The sequence below is a fragment of the Phocaeicola plebeius DSM 17135 genome, assembly GCF_000187895.1.
Taxonomy (GTDB): Bacteria; Bacteroidota; Bacteroidia; order Bacteroidales; family Bacteroidaceae; genus Phocaeicola; species Phocaeicola plebeius.
The window spans coordinates 203,993-220,418 of sequence record NZ_DS990130.1 but is presented as its reverse complement, the minus strand read 5'-3'; the positions used below and the strand labels follow the sequence as shown (position 1 = coordinate 220,418).

Sequence of the window (16,426 nt, the reverse complement as noted above, 5' to 3'; positions counted from 1 at the left end):
AGATGGAAAAGGAATTACCTAAAATAGATTTGCCCGAGGAATGGCTGGTAGGTACCGGAATCAGCAAGGAACTACTGGGATTGTACAGAAACTATCCGGTACGCCTGAAATGTGAAATTTTTGTACTTTGCACATCCGGAGAGGTAGAAGCTTCGGTCAATCTTAATAAGATAACGGTAGAAGCCAACGATTTTATCGTACTCACTCCCGGAAGTATCTTCCAGATAAACGACATCAAAGGAGACCTGAACATTTATTTTGGAGGTTTTTCCTCTGAATATATAGAGCGTAATCTCCAGTCGCACTCTTTTCTGGATACCATGTACCTCACACTGGGACGCCCGGTTATCCGTCTGAAGCCGGAAGGAGCCAAAATGATGGAGGAATATATGCAGCTGCTTATCAAGATGTATGAGTTCCTTCCAGAAAAAATCAGACCGGAAATGGCTCCCAATCTTTATGCCGACATACACAAAGGCATCTCTATACTCTACCGCAACAAAACCGACGGAGTGCATTCTCTGTCAAAAAGCGAACTGATTTGCCGTAACTTTGCCCAGCTAGTGATGCAACATTACAACCAGACACGCAATGTGGCCTGGTATGCTGAAAAGCTACAGATTACGCATGCTCACCTCTGTACTACAGTGAAACAGATTACGGGAAAGACTTGCGTGGATATCATTTCCTCCATGGTCATTATGGATGCCAAGTCACAGCTGAAATCATCCCAGCTTTCCATCCAGAATATTTCCGATTCACTGAACTTTGCCAATGTGTCTTTTTTCGGAAAATACTTCAAACGTTATGTAGGCATGAGTCCGCTGGAATACAGAAATAACGGATGTAGTGTACTAAATAAGTTGACACAATTTATTTAGTAACATGCGTAAAAATCGAAAGTTCTCAAAGGCAGAATGTCTGTCTTATCTGGAAGAATATATGTGTTCTTCTCAGAACCATAGTGAATTTGAACGAGAAAAAGGTCTGAAACGTACTACAATTAGCCGCTGGCTTCGTATCTTTGGGATTGAAGATAAACCAAGTCCCATTATGAGCAAGAAACTAAGTCAGACCGAGCAGGAGCTTCATGACCGTATTCATGAGCTCGAGCGGAAAATCAAGTCCCTGGAAGTAGAGTTGAAGCAGTCCAACATGGCCCGTGACGCCTACGACTGCATGATTGACCTTGCGGAAAAGACCTATAACATTCCGGTAAGAAAAAACTCCGGTGCCAAGTAATCCGGGGCCTGTCTCAAGGCGGACGCCGTTACCGCGTGCGTCCGCTTTGCAGATTGCTTGGCATATCAGCACAGGGATACTACAAGCATGACTATGCCTCAAACGAGGCTGACATACTCTCTGCCAGCATTGTATTGTACTGCCTGTACGTCCGCCAGAAGGAATGTCTTCCCAAGGCGGGCTGTCGGGAACTCTACACACTCTGCCGTGAATACTTCAGGGAAAAGTTCACCATAGGACGGGACAGGTTTTACAATGTGCTCCGTTCCAACTCGCTCATGCTCAGGCGGACAAGGTACCGTCCTCGTACCACGGACTCCAGACACGGTTACCGTCTTTACAGGGATCTTGTAAACACTTCTCCCAAGTACACGCCTGTGGGCAATGGCCGGCTTGTGGTGGCGGACATCACCTATATCTATACCAGAGAAGGTTTTGCCTATCTTTCACTGGTGACTGACGCCTACAGCAGATACATAGTCGGATACTGCCTGAGCAGGAGTCTGGATGCGGAGGGACCGCTGAAAGCCATGTACATGGCTCTGGAGACCTACCGTGCCTACGGAATCAGTACGGAAGGCATGATACACCACTCTGACCGTGGCGTGCAGTATGCCTCGAAGCAGTACACGAACCTGCTGCTTTCACAAGGCATCAGAATCAGCATGACCCAGACGGGAGACCCGCTTCACAATGCCCTGGCCGAGAGGATGAACAACACCCTGAAGAACGGGTGGCTCTTCAATGAAGGTGATATGGACTTCAGACAGGCAGAGGAAGCCGTAAGTAAATCCGTAGCGATGTACAACAATGCCAGACCACACAGGGCACTGGGTATGAAGACCCCTATGGAAGTCTTTTCAGGCAGAGGAGGAAACCCTCTTATGGAATATCGGTATAACTGAAAGATGTGCTCGTCGGGACGGGTGCTCCCGCCCCTTGCCGCACGGCGCTCCCCGAGCGATGAGTTTTTAGAGAGAAAATATACGGATATTGAGTTTTTGTTGTAGTTTTGCAGAACTGACAACCTTTTTAGGAATATAATGTTTAACCTGTCAACTTAGTCAGGAATTAATCTTCAAACTGACAACTATTTTTAGTACACTTCAGGATAAGAATCTAGCAAACTATCCTTCAAAAAAACGCACTTGCGTTTAAAGGAAAACGCCGAAGAGTTTTGATTAAAGCGCACTTGCGTTTCGGGTAAAATGTACTTGCGTTTTCAATCAAACGTACTTATGTTTTTTAGTACCCTGAAAAATCCCATGAAAAGAATTTATTTTTTACTCGTTTTCAGCCTGATAGGAGTTTCCTTACGAGCCATATCTAACATCCGGATTACTCCCGTTCCTTCCCTCCCCCAACTTCCGGTCAGTGCCATACACCGGATTTTTCAGGACAGCGAAGGCATGATGTGGTATGGCACGGTCAACGGACTGTGCTGTGACGACGGATACCAGATTAGCGTCATCCGTTCCGATATCAACACACCGGGACTGCTGAACGATAATACCATCCAGTCCATTGCAGAAGATGAAACAGGTAGAATCTGGTTTGGAACCGACCATGGAGCCTACATTCTTGACAAGGCAACCAGACAAGTCACTCCGCTAGATGCCGAACAACTGCAGACCAGCTTTATCTACAGCATACGAAAGACCTCCGACGGATATATGTGGATAGCGACGGGGCACAGGCTCCTAAGATACAACACCTTGGGAGAGTTACAAAAGACTTATCTGCTATACGACCATGAAGGAAAACCCTCATGGATGGCCGGTTTTTGCGAAAGCCGGCAAAAACAGATTCTGATTACCGTAGGAAGAGAAGGTATCTACCATTACGACAAAAAGACAGACACCTTTACCCGTTATGCCAATCCTCCTTCAGAGCGAAACCTCACCTGCATTGTGCAAGACCGTACCCACAATTATTTCTGGGTAGGCACCAGTTCCAGCGGCCTGCTCCTCTTCAACCCTTCCGCTCCCAAGGACTCCGTCTACACTTACTCACCGTTACCGGTCAATCCCATGGGAGAAACCGAAGGAGAAATTTTGTATATGGAACAGGACAGTCACGAAGGAACTCTCTGGATGACCACCCGAAGCTCCTTGATTGCCATGCGCTACGATGAAGCACATCGCTCCCTGCACCAGACAGATTTCCGTCTGCCCGCAGAATACGGAAACATGCTCAATGAAATCTATCAAGACAAAGAGGGAAATCTCTGGGTAGCTTCTTTCGATGGGAAAAGTTTCATTATCCACTTCACGGAAAATGCTCCGGAAGAATTCACGCTGCCAGCTCTGCAGCAGCGGGTACGGTTCCAGCCGGCCATCATGGCACTGAGTGATGCGGGCGAAGGCAAAATGTGGATTTCACAAGAACGAACGGGACTCGGCCTGTACGACCTGTCCCGCCACGAAGTCATGCTTTACAGCGATGTCCTCGCCCTGAAGTCTCTTGCCCTGGGCTCTATCAAGCAAATGACCGAATCACGGAGAGAAGGCAACGTATGGGTTATTCCCGAAGGACGCAACCTTATTTATGAACTCGGACGAGAAGGTATGCGGATGAAGCACATCCGTACCCTGAGTCTTCCCGACAAGGCCAAAAGGCACTTCACCCAAACCTACGAAGACCGCAACGGCACGCTCTGGGCTGGAACGAACAACGGATTATTCACCTTTAGCCTACGTGATAACCAATGGCATACGGTGTGCGACACACTGGGGCAGGTCAGTGCACTTAAAGAAGACAAACAGGGAAATCTATGGATTGGCACCACCAATAAAGGGCTTTATCAGCAATCCTCCAGAGGGAAATGCAAAAAAATACCTTCTCCCCTCTCCATTACCTGCCTGAGTGTGCAGGAAGACAGCCTCATCTGGATAGGAACACAAGAGGGAGGAGTCTACGCCCTGAACCCACAGACTGGAAAACTGACCGACCACACCCGGCTGTGCGGACTGAACGGAAACATTGTCAACCAACTGGAGTTCGACGTATACGGCCATTTGTGGATAGACACCAACCAGAAACTGATAGAGTATAACCCGAAAAACCATTCGTTCTCCACTTACCTCACTACCGACAATTCCATGCTGCTCAGGCGGTTTATCCCTACAGCTATCTGCAAGGGACACGACGGACGAATTTATTTCGGAGGTATCCCAGGAATCTGTGCGGTAACTCCTTCTGCCCGACTTGACCAGCCCAGCAAGAACATTCCGACATTTATTACCGGAACATACGTCATGGGAAAACCTGTCACCAATGAAAACTCCCTGACACTCCACCCCGATGAATACGACCTGGACATTCATTTTTCTTCCCTCGACTATCTGAATGCCTCCAAGATACGTTATGCTTATCGTCTGATTGGACTTGACAAGGAATGGAACTACACCGCCGTAGGACAACATACCGTCAATTATAAACATCTGCCTCACGGAAATTATGTGTTCGAAGTGAAGGCAACCGACGGATATGGAATCTGGAGTGACAAAATCACCCGCCTGCACATTGAACGTTTACCTGCTTTCTACCAGACAGGCTGGGCCATTACCTTATATATATTACTACTGGCAGCCGGAGTCTTCCTCGGGCTTCGTTTCTACCTTCGCCGGATGAAGCTGAAAAATGAAGAACTGTATGCCGACAGCACGGAACTGATGAAGATGCGTTCTTACCTGAACGAAAAATCAGTCCCCCAGGCAGAAGTACGGATTTCGGACATGGAATTTGCCAAACTGGATGAGATTCTATTGGAAAATATCCTGAAAGCCGTGGAAGAAAACCTGAGCGAACCCGACTTCGACGTACAGCATCTGGCCCAAAAAGTCAATATGTCACGCTCCACACTGACCCGCAAGCTGAAAGCCATTACAGGGCTCACTCCGTTGGAGTACATCCGCCGTGTAAAGATGCAGCATGCCTGCCGGATGCTGGAAGATACCCGCGCCACCGTGAACGAAGTAGCCTTGGCACTGGGATATTACAACCGGAAATATTTCACCACCTGCTTCAAGGAAGAGTATGGAATCACTCCCAGCGAGTATCAGAAACAGCAAGGAAAGAGGGATACATCTGAATCAAAAGAGGGATAAAAATGAATCAAAACACCCTCTGAAGCATTTCAGACTGCTCTTTGGCGCATTCTGTTCTCTTTGTCTGACGGAAATCTCTTTACATTTGAACCATCAACCTTTGTATGTAAAAACAATCTGATAAAAAAATGAGAAAAGAGATTTTATTCCTAACCGCACTGGCATCTTGCCTGTCTTCCTTCGGTCAGACTTTTGAAAAGACCGCTCAGGGAGGAAAGTTCCAGACTGCACAGCCCACATTGAACGGGGAGGTGATTTTCTACTCTCCTTCCATCGTGCGCATTGTAAAGTATCCTTCGGCTGAAATGCCCGAAAAGAAGAGTTATCCAATCATCAAGACTCCCGAAAAGGTAGAGATTTCTTACAAGCAGAACGGGAACACGGTAAGCATGACCTCCGGAAAAATGACAGTAACACTCGACGTAGCTACCGGAAAAGTGACTTATACCGACCCACAGGGTGAAACTTTATTGAAAGAAAAGGTGGAAGGCACCAACTTCATTCCCCGCAAGGATGTAAACCGCGATGCCTACACTGTCAGCCAGGCATTCAGCCTTGAACCGGAAGAAGCCATTTACGGACTGGGACAGCGCCAGAGCGGAGCTATGAACCACCGAAACCAGCAGATTCACCTGTCAAACGGCAATACCAACATCTGTATCCCCTATTTCACATCTGAAAAAGGATATGGTGTATACTGGGATAATCCGGGCATCTCTGATTTCAGCGATACCCCGTATGAAACCTCCTTCTCTTCGCAGGTAGGCCTCTGTTCTGATTACTATTTTCTTTATAAAGACGGTACACAAGACGGCGTAATTGCCTGTATCCGCGACCTGACCGGAAAGGCCACCATGTTCCCGCTCTGGACCATGGGCTACTGGCAGTGCCGCGAACGTTACAAGAGTCCCGACGAACTGTGCGGCGTACTCGACAAGTACCGCAAGCTACAGATTCCGCTCGACGGTATCGTGCAAGACTGGCAGTACTGGGGATGCGATTCCAACTGGAATGCCATGAAATTCATGAATCCGCGTTACATCAACAAGATGGACGATAAAGAAGCACTTCGCTACCTTCCGAATGGAGAAGACAAGAACGCACGCTATCCGAAACCCCGTTTCAAAAGTCCGGAAGAAATGGTGGAATATGTTCATAAGCACAATGCCCACCTGATGATTTCCGTATGGGCCAGCTTCGGTCCCTGGACCGATCAGTTCAAGGAGCTCGACAAGATGGACGCCCTGTTGGAATTTGAAACATGGCCTCCGAAATCGGGTGCACATCCTTACGACCCGTTCAACAAAGACGCCCGCGACCTGTACTGGCGTTACCTCAGCCACCTGCATAAAATGAACATCGACGCCTGGTGGACCGACTCTACGGAACCCGACCATCTGAACCCCAAAGAAAGTGACTTCGACCTGATGACGGCCGACGGTTCTTTCCGCTCGGTACACAATGCATTCCCGCTAACCCACAACCAAGGTATCTACGAACACCAGCGTGCTGTTTCAGACGAGAAACGTGTGTTCCAGATGACCCGTTCCGGCTACCTTGGACAGCAGCGCTATGGTGCCCTGAGCTGGAGTGGCGACGTGGTATCAAGCTGGGATGTACTCCGTCAGCAGATTCCGGCCGGATTGAACTATACACTTTGTGGTATCCCCTTCTGGAATACAGATATAGGAGGGTTCTTCGGATGGGAATACAACAACGACTGCACCAACGTAGCTTATCAGGAACTGCACGTACGCTGGTTCCAGTGGGGATGCTTCATGCCGCTGATGCGTAACCACTGCTCTTCACCGATGATGAACGAGATTGACCTCTTTGGCAAAGAAGGCGACTGGGCTTACGATGCACAAAAACGCATCATCGAACTTCGCTACCGTCTCCTGCCTTACATTTACAGCCTGGACGGAGCCGTAGTACAGGAAGACGGTACCATGATGCGTCCGCTGGTAATGGATTTTGCCCACGACCGCAAGGCCATCCTGCTGGACGATGAATACATGTTCGGTAAAAACATCCTGGTATGTCCGGTCACCGAACCACTCTATACCAAGAAAGTAGAAAAGAACAAGGGAGTTACTACCGTGCCCGATGTAGCGAAAGCTTCAGCTCCGGTAGAAGTGTACTTGCCTAAAGGAACAAAATGGATTGACTTCTGGACCAACGAAACAGTAGAAGGCGGCCAGCACATTAAACGCGAATGTCCGGTTGACATCCTGCCACTCTACATCAAGGCGGGAAGCATCCTTCCGCTCGGCCCGAAAGTACAGTACACTACCGAAAAGAAATGGGACAACCTGGACATCTGCATCTATCCGGGAGCCAACGGCGAATTCGTACTCTACGAAGACGAGTTTGACAACTACAACTACGAAAAGGGTATGTTCTCTACCATCAAGTTCAGCTGGGACGATGCTTCACGTACACTGACCATCAGCGACCGTAAAGGCGAGTTCCCCAAAATGCTGAAACGCCGCAGTTTCCGCATCACCCTGATGCAGCCCGGCAAGCAATCGGCCGAAACTGTCATGGTGAGCGCAGACAAGAAAGTTAACTATTCAGGCAAGAAGCTGACAATCAAGCTGTAAATACACCCTAACATACAAAAAAACGGGATGCACTTCAAATGTGAAGCATCCCGTTTTTGTATATATTATTTTTTAATCTTCCGGCAGCTCTACCACACCGAGCTTTTTCTTCCCGTCCATCTTGACGGACAAAGGTTTTTCAAACCGCACCCAGCGCAGGTATTTGGTTTCTTCCACCGCCGGCATGCTGTCGAGCAAGGCCTGGTTATAAATACCGTCGTTCATATAGGCATTGATGGTGAAGTATCCCACCCCGAAAGAGGTCAGATTCTGGAAGAAGTGGGTTCCCTGACTGGGATCTACACGGTAATTGGTCAGTCCGGCTTCCACGATGATACGGGCTGCCGAAATGTTGGGCCACTTCACCGGAATACCCAGCCACGTGTCACTGCTTCCCCAGCGTCCGGGGCCAACCAGTATGTAATGTTTACCTTCATCCAGGAAACGGCGGTTGAGTTTCTCGATGTCGTAAGCTATCAACTGGTTATTGGAGGCAGAATAGCCTTCTGTCTTGACATAAATCACATCTTGTATGTCGTCCATCACTCCGTGTCCCAGGGAGTTTTCACTCTTGAGTAACAAACGTTCATCGGGAATCACGCTCAGGTCTTCATCCAGTCCGGCTTTTACATCGACCATCGGACGTATCTGCAACAGATAGAAGATGCCGCTCTTTGTACGGGCATCAAAATTGACGGCAAACTCGATTTCCACCGGACGGCGCATTTCGCCCTGACCGTATTTCTGTGCCAGCTGCAAGATGCGGGCCAGCGGGAATACATCGTGCTGAAGGATGTTGGCAAAGGTTATCAGCTTGCGGCCGCCGGGATAAATGCCGTCACGTATCACCATGTCGTACGGATCGTAAGTAGAAGCGATGAAGTTCAAAGCTCCGTCGGCTTCGGCGTCTTTCACATGGAGTTTCAACAGGTTAAATCCATCGTCGAGCGAGAAGTTCTGTCCCAGGTTCTTCAAGTCGAGGGCATAGAAGCGGGTCTGTGTTTCACGCAGGGCGATTTCCATTTCGCTGGTCTGGAGCACCTGCGTAGGATGATACGGACACACGCGCAAGGTCAGTCCGCCGTCGACAATGTATTTTCCTAACCCCAAGGCCAGACTGACGGTACCTTCTTCGGCCAGCTCGTCATTAATCGGGTAATAGTTGATGGAGCGGGCTACTCCGGAAATGGCCGGATAATAGCGGTCGCCATACTGGGTGCCGACTACTTCCTGCAGGATGACAGCCATCTTTTCCTGGTCTATCACGTTGCTGGTGGCTTGCATGTAGGCCTTACTATCCTTATAATATACGGAAGCATATACTCCCTTGATGGCATCGCCCAGCATGCGGAGCATTTCGTACTTATCGTCCAGATAGGGAATCATATAAGTGGAATAGATTCCGGCAAAGGGCTGGTAGTGGGAGTCTTCCAGCAGACTGGAGGAACGGATGGCAATCGGTGCCTTTACCGCATCGAAGAAGGCAAAGAAATCTTCCACCAGCCGGTCGGGCAACTTGGCACGAAGGAAGGCGCGGAGAATCACGTCGTCGGCCGCATCGCTCAGGGCTATCTGGTACAACTGGTTGGAGTCCATGAACTCATCGAAAATATCGGTACAGAGGACTACGGTTTTCGGAATCATGACAGAGGCATTCTCAAACTCATCAAACTCCGTGTGACGTTTTACCATGTTGTCAATGAAGGCCAGACCGCGTCCTTTTCCTCCCAATGAGCCATCGCCGATGCGGGCAAAGTTGGAATAACGGTCGAAGCGGTCGCGCTGGAACACGGCTACTACGCCCTGGTTTTTCATCTTGCGGTATTTTACGATGGCTTCGAATATTATCTGGCGGTGGGCATCGATGTCCTGAAGTGACTCCCACGTAATCTGTTTCAAGAATTCGGCTACCGGGAAGATGGCACGCGAATACAGCCAGCGTGAAATGTGGTTGCGGCTGATGTGATAGAGGAAGGATTCTGCAGGGATGGCAAATATCACGTTCTGCAATTCCTTCAGGTTGTGGATACGGGCTACTTCCTTCATGGTATGGGGGTCGCGGAAAATGAAATCACCGAAGCCGAAATTGTCTGACACAGCTTCACGGAGGTCGATATTCATTTTCTTGGAGTTCTTATCAATGAACACGGCACCCAGTTCCGGCGCATAGCTACGGTTACTTTCTTCTGCCGACTGAAGGATAAGGGGTATAAAGGGGTCCCGCTTACGGACTTCGCGCAGCAGGGTGACACCGGCCTGGGGGTCGTTGACTCCGCCGTGAGGGAAACGGGCATCGGATATGATACCGAGCACGTTGTTCTGGTACTTATTATATAGTTCAGTGGCTTCTTCGTAGGAACGGGCCAGCACGATCTTAGGGCGTCCGCGCATGCGAAGGGTTCGCTGGTGCTCGTTCAGGGCTTCTGTGGCAAATTCCTGGCTCTGCCGGAGAACGAACTTGTAGAGGTTGGGCAATACGGAAGAATAAAAGCGTATGGAATCTTCTACCAGCATAATCATCTGTACGCCGACTTCCTTAATGTCATGCTCCAGGTTCATCTTGTCTTCTATCAGCTTGATGATGGACACCAGCAAATCGGTGTTTCCCAGCCAGCAGAACACATACTCGAAGATGCTCAGATCTTCATGCTCCATTCGTTCCTTAATACCGTGCGAGAAAGGAGTCAGTACAACCAACGGTAGATGAGGGTATTGCTTCTTGATTTCACGGGCAATGTCGAAGGTATCGCTGTTGTCGGAACCCGGCATACAGATGACCAGGTCGAACATGGTGTTGCGCAACTGTTCCCAAGTTTCTTCTGCCGTGGAGACCTGCGTGAAACGAGGGGGATAGCGCAAACTCAGGTTCATATATTCATTGAAAATCTTTTCGTCAATGCGGCCGTCATCTTCAAGCATGAACGCATCGTAAGGGTTGGCCACCAGCAACACGTTGAAAATGCGCTTGGTCATCAGGTTGGCAAACTGCGTATCCTTGAAATAAAGCTGACGGAGTTTAATTCTTAGTTTGGTAAGCATGGTATCTTCTTTTAAAGCTTATATTACAGAAACAAAAATCGGAATTTCACACGATTTTTGCAAATCTTTCTTGAGAGTTGATAAAAAACTAACAAAATTCAACCTTCAGCTCAAAAAATCGGGTAAAATCCTTTGAAGGTATAAGTAATTTCCTATCTTTGCATATACAAAATATTTCATTTTGTCAGACCTTAAATTATTTGATTATGGACATTAACAAAATCATGTCATCACTGGAAGCCAAGCATCCAGGTGAATCTGAGTACCTTCAGGCAGTCAGGGAAGTATTGCTTTCTATCGAAGATATCTACAATCAACACCCCGAATTTGAAAAGGCGAAAATCATTGAACGGCTGGTAGAACCCGACCGTATCTTTACATTCCGCGTGACATGGGTGGACGACAAGGGTGAAGTGCAGACGAACTTAGGTTACCGCGTGCAGTTCAACAACGCCATCGGCCCGTATAAGGGAGGTATTCGTTTCCATGCTTCCGTGAATTTGTCCATCTTGAAGTTCCTGGGATTTGAACAGACTTTCAAAAATGCCCTTACTACTCTACCGATGGGCGGCGGAAAAGGTGGCTCCGACTTCTCTCCACGCGGCAAGAGCAATGCGGAAATCATGCGTTTCTGCCAGGCATTCATGCTGGAACTGTGGCGTCATCTGGGACCGGATATGGATGTGCCGGCAGGTGATATCGGTGTAGGCGGACGCGAAGTGGGTTATATGTTCGGTATGTACAAGAAACTGACCCGCGAATTTACCGGTACGTTTACCGGCAAGGGACTGGAATTCGGAGGTTCACTGATTCGTCCGGAGGCTACAGGCTTCGGAGGCTTGTATTTCGTGAAACACATGCTGGATGAAAAGGGTATCGAAATCAAGGGCAAGACAGTGGCTATCTCCGGCTTCGGTAACGTGGCATGGGGAGCTGCTACCAAGGCTACCCAACTGGGAGCAAAGGTAGTTACCATCTCCGGACCGGACGGCTACATTTATGATCCGGAAGGCATCAGCGGAGAAAAGATTGACTATATGCTTGAACTGCGTGCATCGGGTAATGACATCGTAGCACCATATGCGGAAAAATTCCCGGGAGCTACCTTCGTGCCGGGACGCCGTCCGTGGGAAGTGAAGGTAGATATCGCATTGCCGTGTGCTACCCAGAACGAATTGAACGGTGAGGATGCACAGAACCTGATAAAGAACCAGGTGCTCTGCGTAGGAGAAATTTCCAACATGGGATGTACACCGGAAGCTATTGACGCATTCATCGAACACAAGATGATGTATGCTCCAGGAAAGGCTGTCAATGCGGGTGGTGTGGCTACTTCTGGACTGGAAATGAGCCAGAATGCCATGCACCTGAGCTGGACTGCACAGGAAGTGGATGAAAAACTCCATCTGATTATGCACAATATTCATGAACAATGCGTGAAATACGGTAAGGAAAGCGATGGATACATCAATTATGTGAAGGGTGCGAACATTGCCGGATTTATGAAGGTGGCTCACGCCATGATGGCTCAGGGAATAGTCTGAATATTAAGGATAATTAAAAAATCAGACAAGCATGAGGAACGGATGAAATATTATTCGTATCTTTGAATGCTTTAATTTTTAGCACAAAATCTCGTTTAGTTGTATTTGTATTTTGTATTGTAGCTTGCGCTATCCGCCTGTGAAGGTCTGATAGCGCATTTTTTGTATATAAACGAAAATATAGGAAAACAAAAAAGTCCCGCAGGAACTGCAGGACTTTCAATTTGTTACGGGTGACTAGTGGGACTCGAACCCACGACATTCAGAACCACAATCTGACGCTCTAACCAACTGAACTATAGTCACCATGTTGGTAGGAAAATTTTTACTCTTGAAGAAAGGGTGACTAGTGGGACTCGAACCCACGACATTCAGAACCACAATCTGACGCTCTAACCAACTGAACTATAGTCACCATGTTGGCTTCCTTTTCAAAAGCGATGCAAAGGTAAAGGATTTTTCTGAAACTACAAACTTTTCTTCAAAAAAATCTTCTATTTTCTCAATATATTGCCTTTTTCCCTGCCAACAGCGTATTTTTCATCAATGAAACGATGGTCATAGGACCTACTCCACCAGGTACCGGCGTAATGTAAGCACACTTTGGAGCAACCTCGTCGAACTTCACATCACCCGTCAATTTGAAACCGGATTTGCGGGTTGCATCGGGCACGCGGGTAGTACCGACGTCAATTACTACGGCTCCTTCCTTCACCATATCGGCGGTTACAAAATTGGGCTGTCCCATGGCAGCAATCAGAATATCGGCTTCCCGGCATTCTTTCACCAAGTCTTTGCTCCGACTGTGGCATACGGTTACAGTAGCATCGCCCGGACAGGCTTTCTGCATCATCAGCATGGCCATCGGCTTGCCCACAATGTTGCTTCGTCCCAGAATGACGCATTTCTTTCCTTTGGTGTCTATCTGATAACGACGCAACAGTTCCATGATTCCATTAGGGGTAGCAGAGATGTAGCAAGGAAGACCGATGGACAAGCGTCCTACGTTAATGGGATGGAATCCGTCGACGTCTTTACGGTAGTCTATCGTTTCAATGACTTTCTGCTCGGAGATGTGAGCCGGCAACGGAAGCTGTACGATAAAACCGTCTACATCGGGATCGGCATTCAACTCCTGCACCTTTGCCAGAAGTTCTTCTTCTGTCACATCCGATTCGTAACGAATCAAAGTCGACTTAAACCCACATACCTCACAGGCCTTGACTTTTGCGGCCACGTAAGTTTCACTACCTCCGTCATGCCCTACCAGAATGGCAGCCAGATGGGGGCGTTTTCCTCCGCGGGCTACGATTTCGGCCACTTCGGCTGCAATTTCCTGTTTCACTTGTTCTGAAACTGCTTTTCCGTCAATCAATGTCATAAATCACTCCTTTCTGTTTTTACAAATTACACAAATGTAGAAATTTTAAAACAAACGACCTGCTTATTTTTCGGTTTTTATAGCAATTATTACAGCAATAGAAGAATTCTTGAAGTAACAGAAAGCAAGTCGACAAAAAAATATTAACTTTGCCGCGTTATTTTAATTATGAAAAGGAGAATTCTCAACATACTGTATATTGCTACAAGTCTGCTGCTGACTTTCAGTTTAGCCCCTCAGGCACATGCGGCTAAAACGAATTTCACCGTCGTGATTGACGCCGGGCATGGCGGACACGACCCCGGAGCGATAGGCAGAAGAGGAAAGGAAAAAAATATCAATTTAAGCGTAGCACTGAAACTGGGACGGCTCATCAAACAAAACTGTCCGGATACCCGGGTGGTGTACACACGTGAAAAGGACGTGTTTGTTCCCTTACACAGAAGAGCTGAAATAGCCAACGAAGTCAAAGCAAACCTTTTTATCTCCATACATACCAACTCTCTGGCTTCAAGAAGCAGCAAGGTCAGCGGTACCGAAACATATACGTTAGGTCTTCACCGTACGCAGGAGAATCTGGAAGTGGCTCAAAAAGAAAATGCAGTAATTCTGATTGAGGATGATTACAAGCAGCGTTATGCCGGATTTAACCCTAACTCTGCAGAAAGCTACATTATATTTGAGTTTCTGCAAGACAAAAACATGGCACAAAGCGTGAAGTTCGCAACAGCCGTGCAACGCGGATTCCGGAATGCCAACCGGATAGACAAAGGGGTACATCAGGCTGGATTTCTGGTGTTACGCGCCACGTCAATGCCCAGTGTGCTGATAGAACTGGGATACATCACCAACCCCACGGAAGAGGCTTTCCTGTTATCTGAACAGGGCAGTTCAACACTGGCTCAAAGCATTTACCGGGCCTTTCTGAATTACAAAGGAGAGAAAACAGCAGGAAGCAGTCAGCTGATGCCTGTAGAAAGTGCAGCTCCTCTTACAGAAGCCACAGATATACCGGAAGCAGAAGTAGCAGAAGTTTCTGCTGCATCTGCCCGACAGACCGCTCCGCAAAGTAAAGAAGTGAGCCCTGCCGGAAAACCTGTATTCAAGATACAAATACTGACTTCCGACCGTCAACTGTCACCCAAGAGCAAGCAGTTCAAAGGACTTTCTCCTGTGGAAAGCTACAAAGAAAAAGGTATTATAAAATATACCTATGGTTCAGACACCAACTACAACAAAATACTCCGCCTGAAACGGAGCAAAGTGGATGGCAAATTCAAGGATGCGTTCATCATCGCTTTTAAAGATGGAGTGAAAATGAACATCAATCAGGCCATACGAGAATTCAAACAAAACAGATAACAAAAGAGAAAAGATAACTATATGAAAAAAGAAGTAAAAATCGGATTAGCTGGAATCGGAGCATTACTGATTCTCTTTTTCGGCATCAATTACCTGAAAGGAATCAGCATGTTCAAACCGGAAAGCTATTATTATGTAGATTTTACCGATGTGAACGGACTGGCTCAGTCGAGCCCTGTGTTTGCCAATGGTTATAAAATAGGTATTGTACGCGACCTGCAATACAATCACCAGAATCCCGGACATGTGATTGTTGGGATTGAAGTGGACCAGGATTTGCGCATTCCTGCAGGAAGTAAGGCAGAACTAGTGACAGAGATGCTGGGAACAGTTAAAATGAATATGCTGCTGAAGCATGAATCAACAACCTTCCTCAATCCGGGGGATACGATTGAAGGTACGGCCAATACGGGCATTTTAGGAAAAGCTGAAAAGGATTTACTTCCGAAGGTGGAACAGATGATGCCTAAACTGGATTCTATTCTTAGTTCACTGAACCAGCTGTTGGCTGATCCTGCATTAAAGCAGACACTTCACAATGCGGAAAAACTGACAGCTTCATTGAACGCTACCAGCACACAGTTGCATAGCCTGATGAGCAAAGATATTCCGCAACTGACAAGCAACGTGACTGCCATTACCGAAAACCTGAAAGGTATCAGTGAGAACCTGAAGGGAATTGACTATGCAGCCACTTTCCAGAAAGTGGACTCTACCCTTCAAAACGTACATCTGCTGACTGAAAAGTTGGGTAGCAAGGATAACTCCATCGGATTACTGTTGAATGATGATGCTTTATACAAGAACCTCAATGCAACTTCTGCCAATGCAGCTTCTCTCCTGAAAGATTTGCAGGAACATCCGAAACGGTATGTACACTTCTCTCTTTTTGGAAAGAAAGATAAATAAACACATATAAATCAAACAGATAAAAGAAGGCATACCCAGCTTATGCCTTCTTTTTTGTCTCCTTAAACGGAGCTCCATTTTTAAGCATAAAATATTACAAATAGGTTACTATATAGAAATATTCTAAATAGTATCGTTTTAGGAATACATTTTCTCACAGGAGTGCAACCCTATGATTTTCAAAGGAAAGCAACAAAGCAATGGGATTTGAAGACTAACACTTGGATATAGCTAAAC

The 16,426-nt window shown here is 47.4% G+C and carries 10 protein-coding genes and 2 tRNA genes; 8 read left to right on the top strand and 4 right to left on the bottom strand.

From position 1 onward, the window contains the following. The first annotated feature begins 2 nt into the window (after positions 1-2). The 5 genes from BACPLE_RS09185 to BACPLE_RS09165 all read left to right on the top strand — a co-directional run bounded on the left by BACPLE_RS09185 (position 3) and on the right by BACPLE_RS09165 (position 7,954). Positions 3-881, top strand: a complete 879-nt coding sequence (locus tag BACPLE_RS09185) for a helix-turn-helix domain-containing protein (RefSeq protein ID WP_007561137.1) — start codon at positions 3-5, stop codon at positions 879-881. Positions 882-885: 4 nt separating this feature from the next. Then, complete coding sequence (locus BACPLE_RS18595) at positions 886-1,242, top strand: hypothetical protein (RefSeq protein ID WP_007559766.1); 357 nt, start codon at positions 886-888, stop codon at positions 1,240-1,242. After that, a complete protein-coding gene (locus tag BACPLE_RS09175; protein ID WP_148374551.1) occupies positions 1,242-2,147 on the top strand; it encodes an IS3 family transposase in 906 nt (301 codons plus the stop codon). The genes BACPLE_RS18595 and BACPLE_RS09175 overlap by 1 nt, the downstream gene beginning before the upstream one ends. A 360-nt stretch (positions 2,148-2,507) precedes the next feature. Continuing rightward, on the top strand, positions 2,508-5,351 hold the full coding sequence (locus BACPLE_RS09170) for an AraC family transcriptional regulator (RefSeq protein ID WP_040312923.1): 2,844 nt from the start codon (positions 2,508-2,510) through the stop codon (positions 5,349-5,351). A gap of 128 nt (positions 5,352-5,479) precedes the next feature. Beyond that, positions 5,480-7,954 carry a glycoside hydrolase family 31 protein gene (locus BACPLE_RS09165; protein WP_007561132.1) on the top strand — a complete coding sequence of 825 codons (2,475 nt, stop codon included), beginning with the start codon at positions 5,480-5,482 and terminating at the stop codon, positions 7,952-7,954. Between the two features lie 72 nt (positions 7,955-8,026). Here BACPLE_RS09165 and BACPLE_RS09160 read toward each other — a convergent pair whose 3' ends face one another. Continuing rightward, a complete protein-coding gene (locus tag BACPLE_RS09160; protein ID WP_007561130.1) occupies positions 8,027-10,993 on the bottom strand; it encodes a PEP/pyruvate-binding domain-containing protein in 2,967 nt (988 codons plus the stop codon). 206 nt (positions 10,994-11,199) lie between these two features. Between BACPLE_RS09160 and gdhA the strand changes: the two genes are divergently transcribed. After that, the gene (gene gdhA / locus BACPLE_RS09155) at positions 11,200-12,537 is read left to right on the top strand and encodes an NADP-specific glutamate dehydrogenase (RefSeq protein WP_007561126.1); all 1,338 of its coding nucleotides are present in this window, start codon (positions 11,200-11,202) and stop codon (positions 12,535-12,537) included. A 232-nt stretch (positions 12,538-12,769) separates the two neighbouring features. Here the strand turns inward: gdhA and BACPLE_RS09150 are convergent. From BACPLE_RS09150 to folD, 3 genes are all read right to left on the bottom strand, one after another. Beyond that, a tRNA-His gene (locus BACPLE_RS09150) sits at positions 12,770-12,843 on the bottom strand. A 35-nt stretch (positions 12,844-12,878) separates the two neighbouring features. Then, a tRNA-His gene (locus BACPLE_RS09145) sits at positions 12,879-12,952 on the bottom strand. An 87-nt stretch (positions 12,953-13,039) separates the two neighbouring features. Continuing rightward, complete coding sequence (gene folD, locus BACPLE_RS09140; RefSeq protein ID WP_007561124.1) at positions 13,040-13,918, bottom strand: bifunctional methylenetetrahydrofolate dehydrogenase/methenyltetrahydrofolate cyclohydrolase FolD; 879 nt, start codon at positions 13,916-13,918, stop codon at positions 13,040-13,042. A gap of 168 nt (positions 13,919-14,086) precedes the next feature. On the opposite strand from folD, the gene BACPLE_RS09135 reads away from it, so the two are divergent. Then, positions 14,087-15,280: an N-acetylmuramoyl-L-alanine amidase family protein gene (locus BACPLE_RS09135; protein ID WP_007561122.1), complete on the top strand. Its 1,194-nt coding sequence runs from the start codon at positions 14,087-14,089 to the stop codon at positions 15,278-15,280. 21 nt (positions 15,281-15,301) lie between these two features. After that, on the top strand, positions 15,302-16,189 hold the full coding sequence (locus BACPLE_RS09130) for an MlaD family protein (protein WP_007561120.1): 888 nt from the start codon (positions 15,302-15,304) through the stop codon (positions 16,187-16,189). Positions 16,190-16,426 lie beyond the last annotated feature (237 nt).

Coding starts and splice junctions, on each gene's coding strand:
- folD (WP_007561124.1), bottom strand. CDS start 13,918: ATGACATTGATTGACGGAAAAGCAGTTTCAGAACAAGTGAAACAGGAA.
- BACPLE_RS18595 (WP_007559766.1), top strand. CDS start 886: ATGCGTAAAAATCGAAAGTTCTCAAAGGCAGAATGTCTGTCTTATCTG.
- gdhA (WP_007561126.1), top strand. CDS start 11,200: ATGGACATTAACAAAATCATGTCATCACTGGAAGCCAAGCATCCAGGT.
- BACPLE_RS09130 (WP_007561120.1), top strand. CDS start 15,302: ATGAAAAAAGAAGTAAAAATCGGATTAGCTGGAATCGGAGCATTACTG.
- BACPLE_RS09160 (WP_007561130.1), bottom strand. CDS start 10,993: ATGCTTACCAAACTAAGAATTAAACTCCGTCAGCTTTATTTCAAGGAT.
- BACPLE_RS09165 (WP_007561132.1), top strand. CDS start 5,480: ATGAGAAAAGAGATTTTATTCCTAACCGCACTGGCATCTTGCCTGTCT.
- BACPLE_RS09170 (WP_040312923.1), top strand. CDS start 2,508: ATGAAAAGAATTTATTTTTTACTCGTTTTCAGCCTGATAGGAGTTTCC.
- BACPLE_RS09185 (WP_007561137.1), top strand. CDS start 3: ATGGAAAAGGAATTACCTAAAATAGATTTGCCCGAGGAATGGCTGGTA.
- BACPLE_RS09135 (WP_007561122.1), top strand. CDS start 14,087: ATGAAAAGGAGAATTCTCAACATACTGTATATTGCTACAAGTCTGCTG.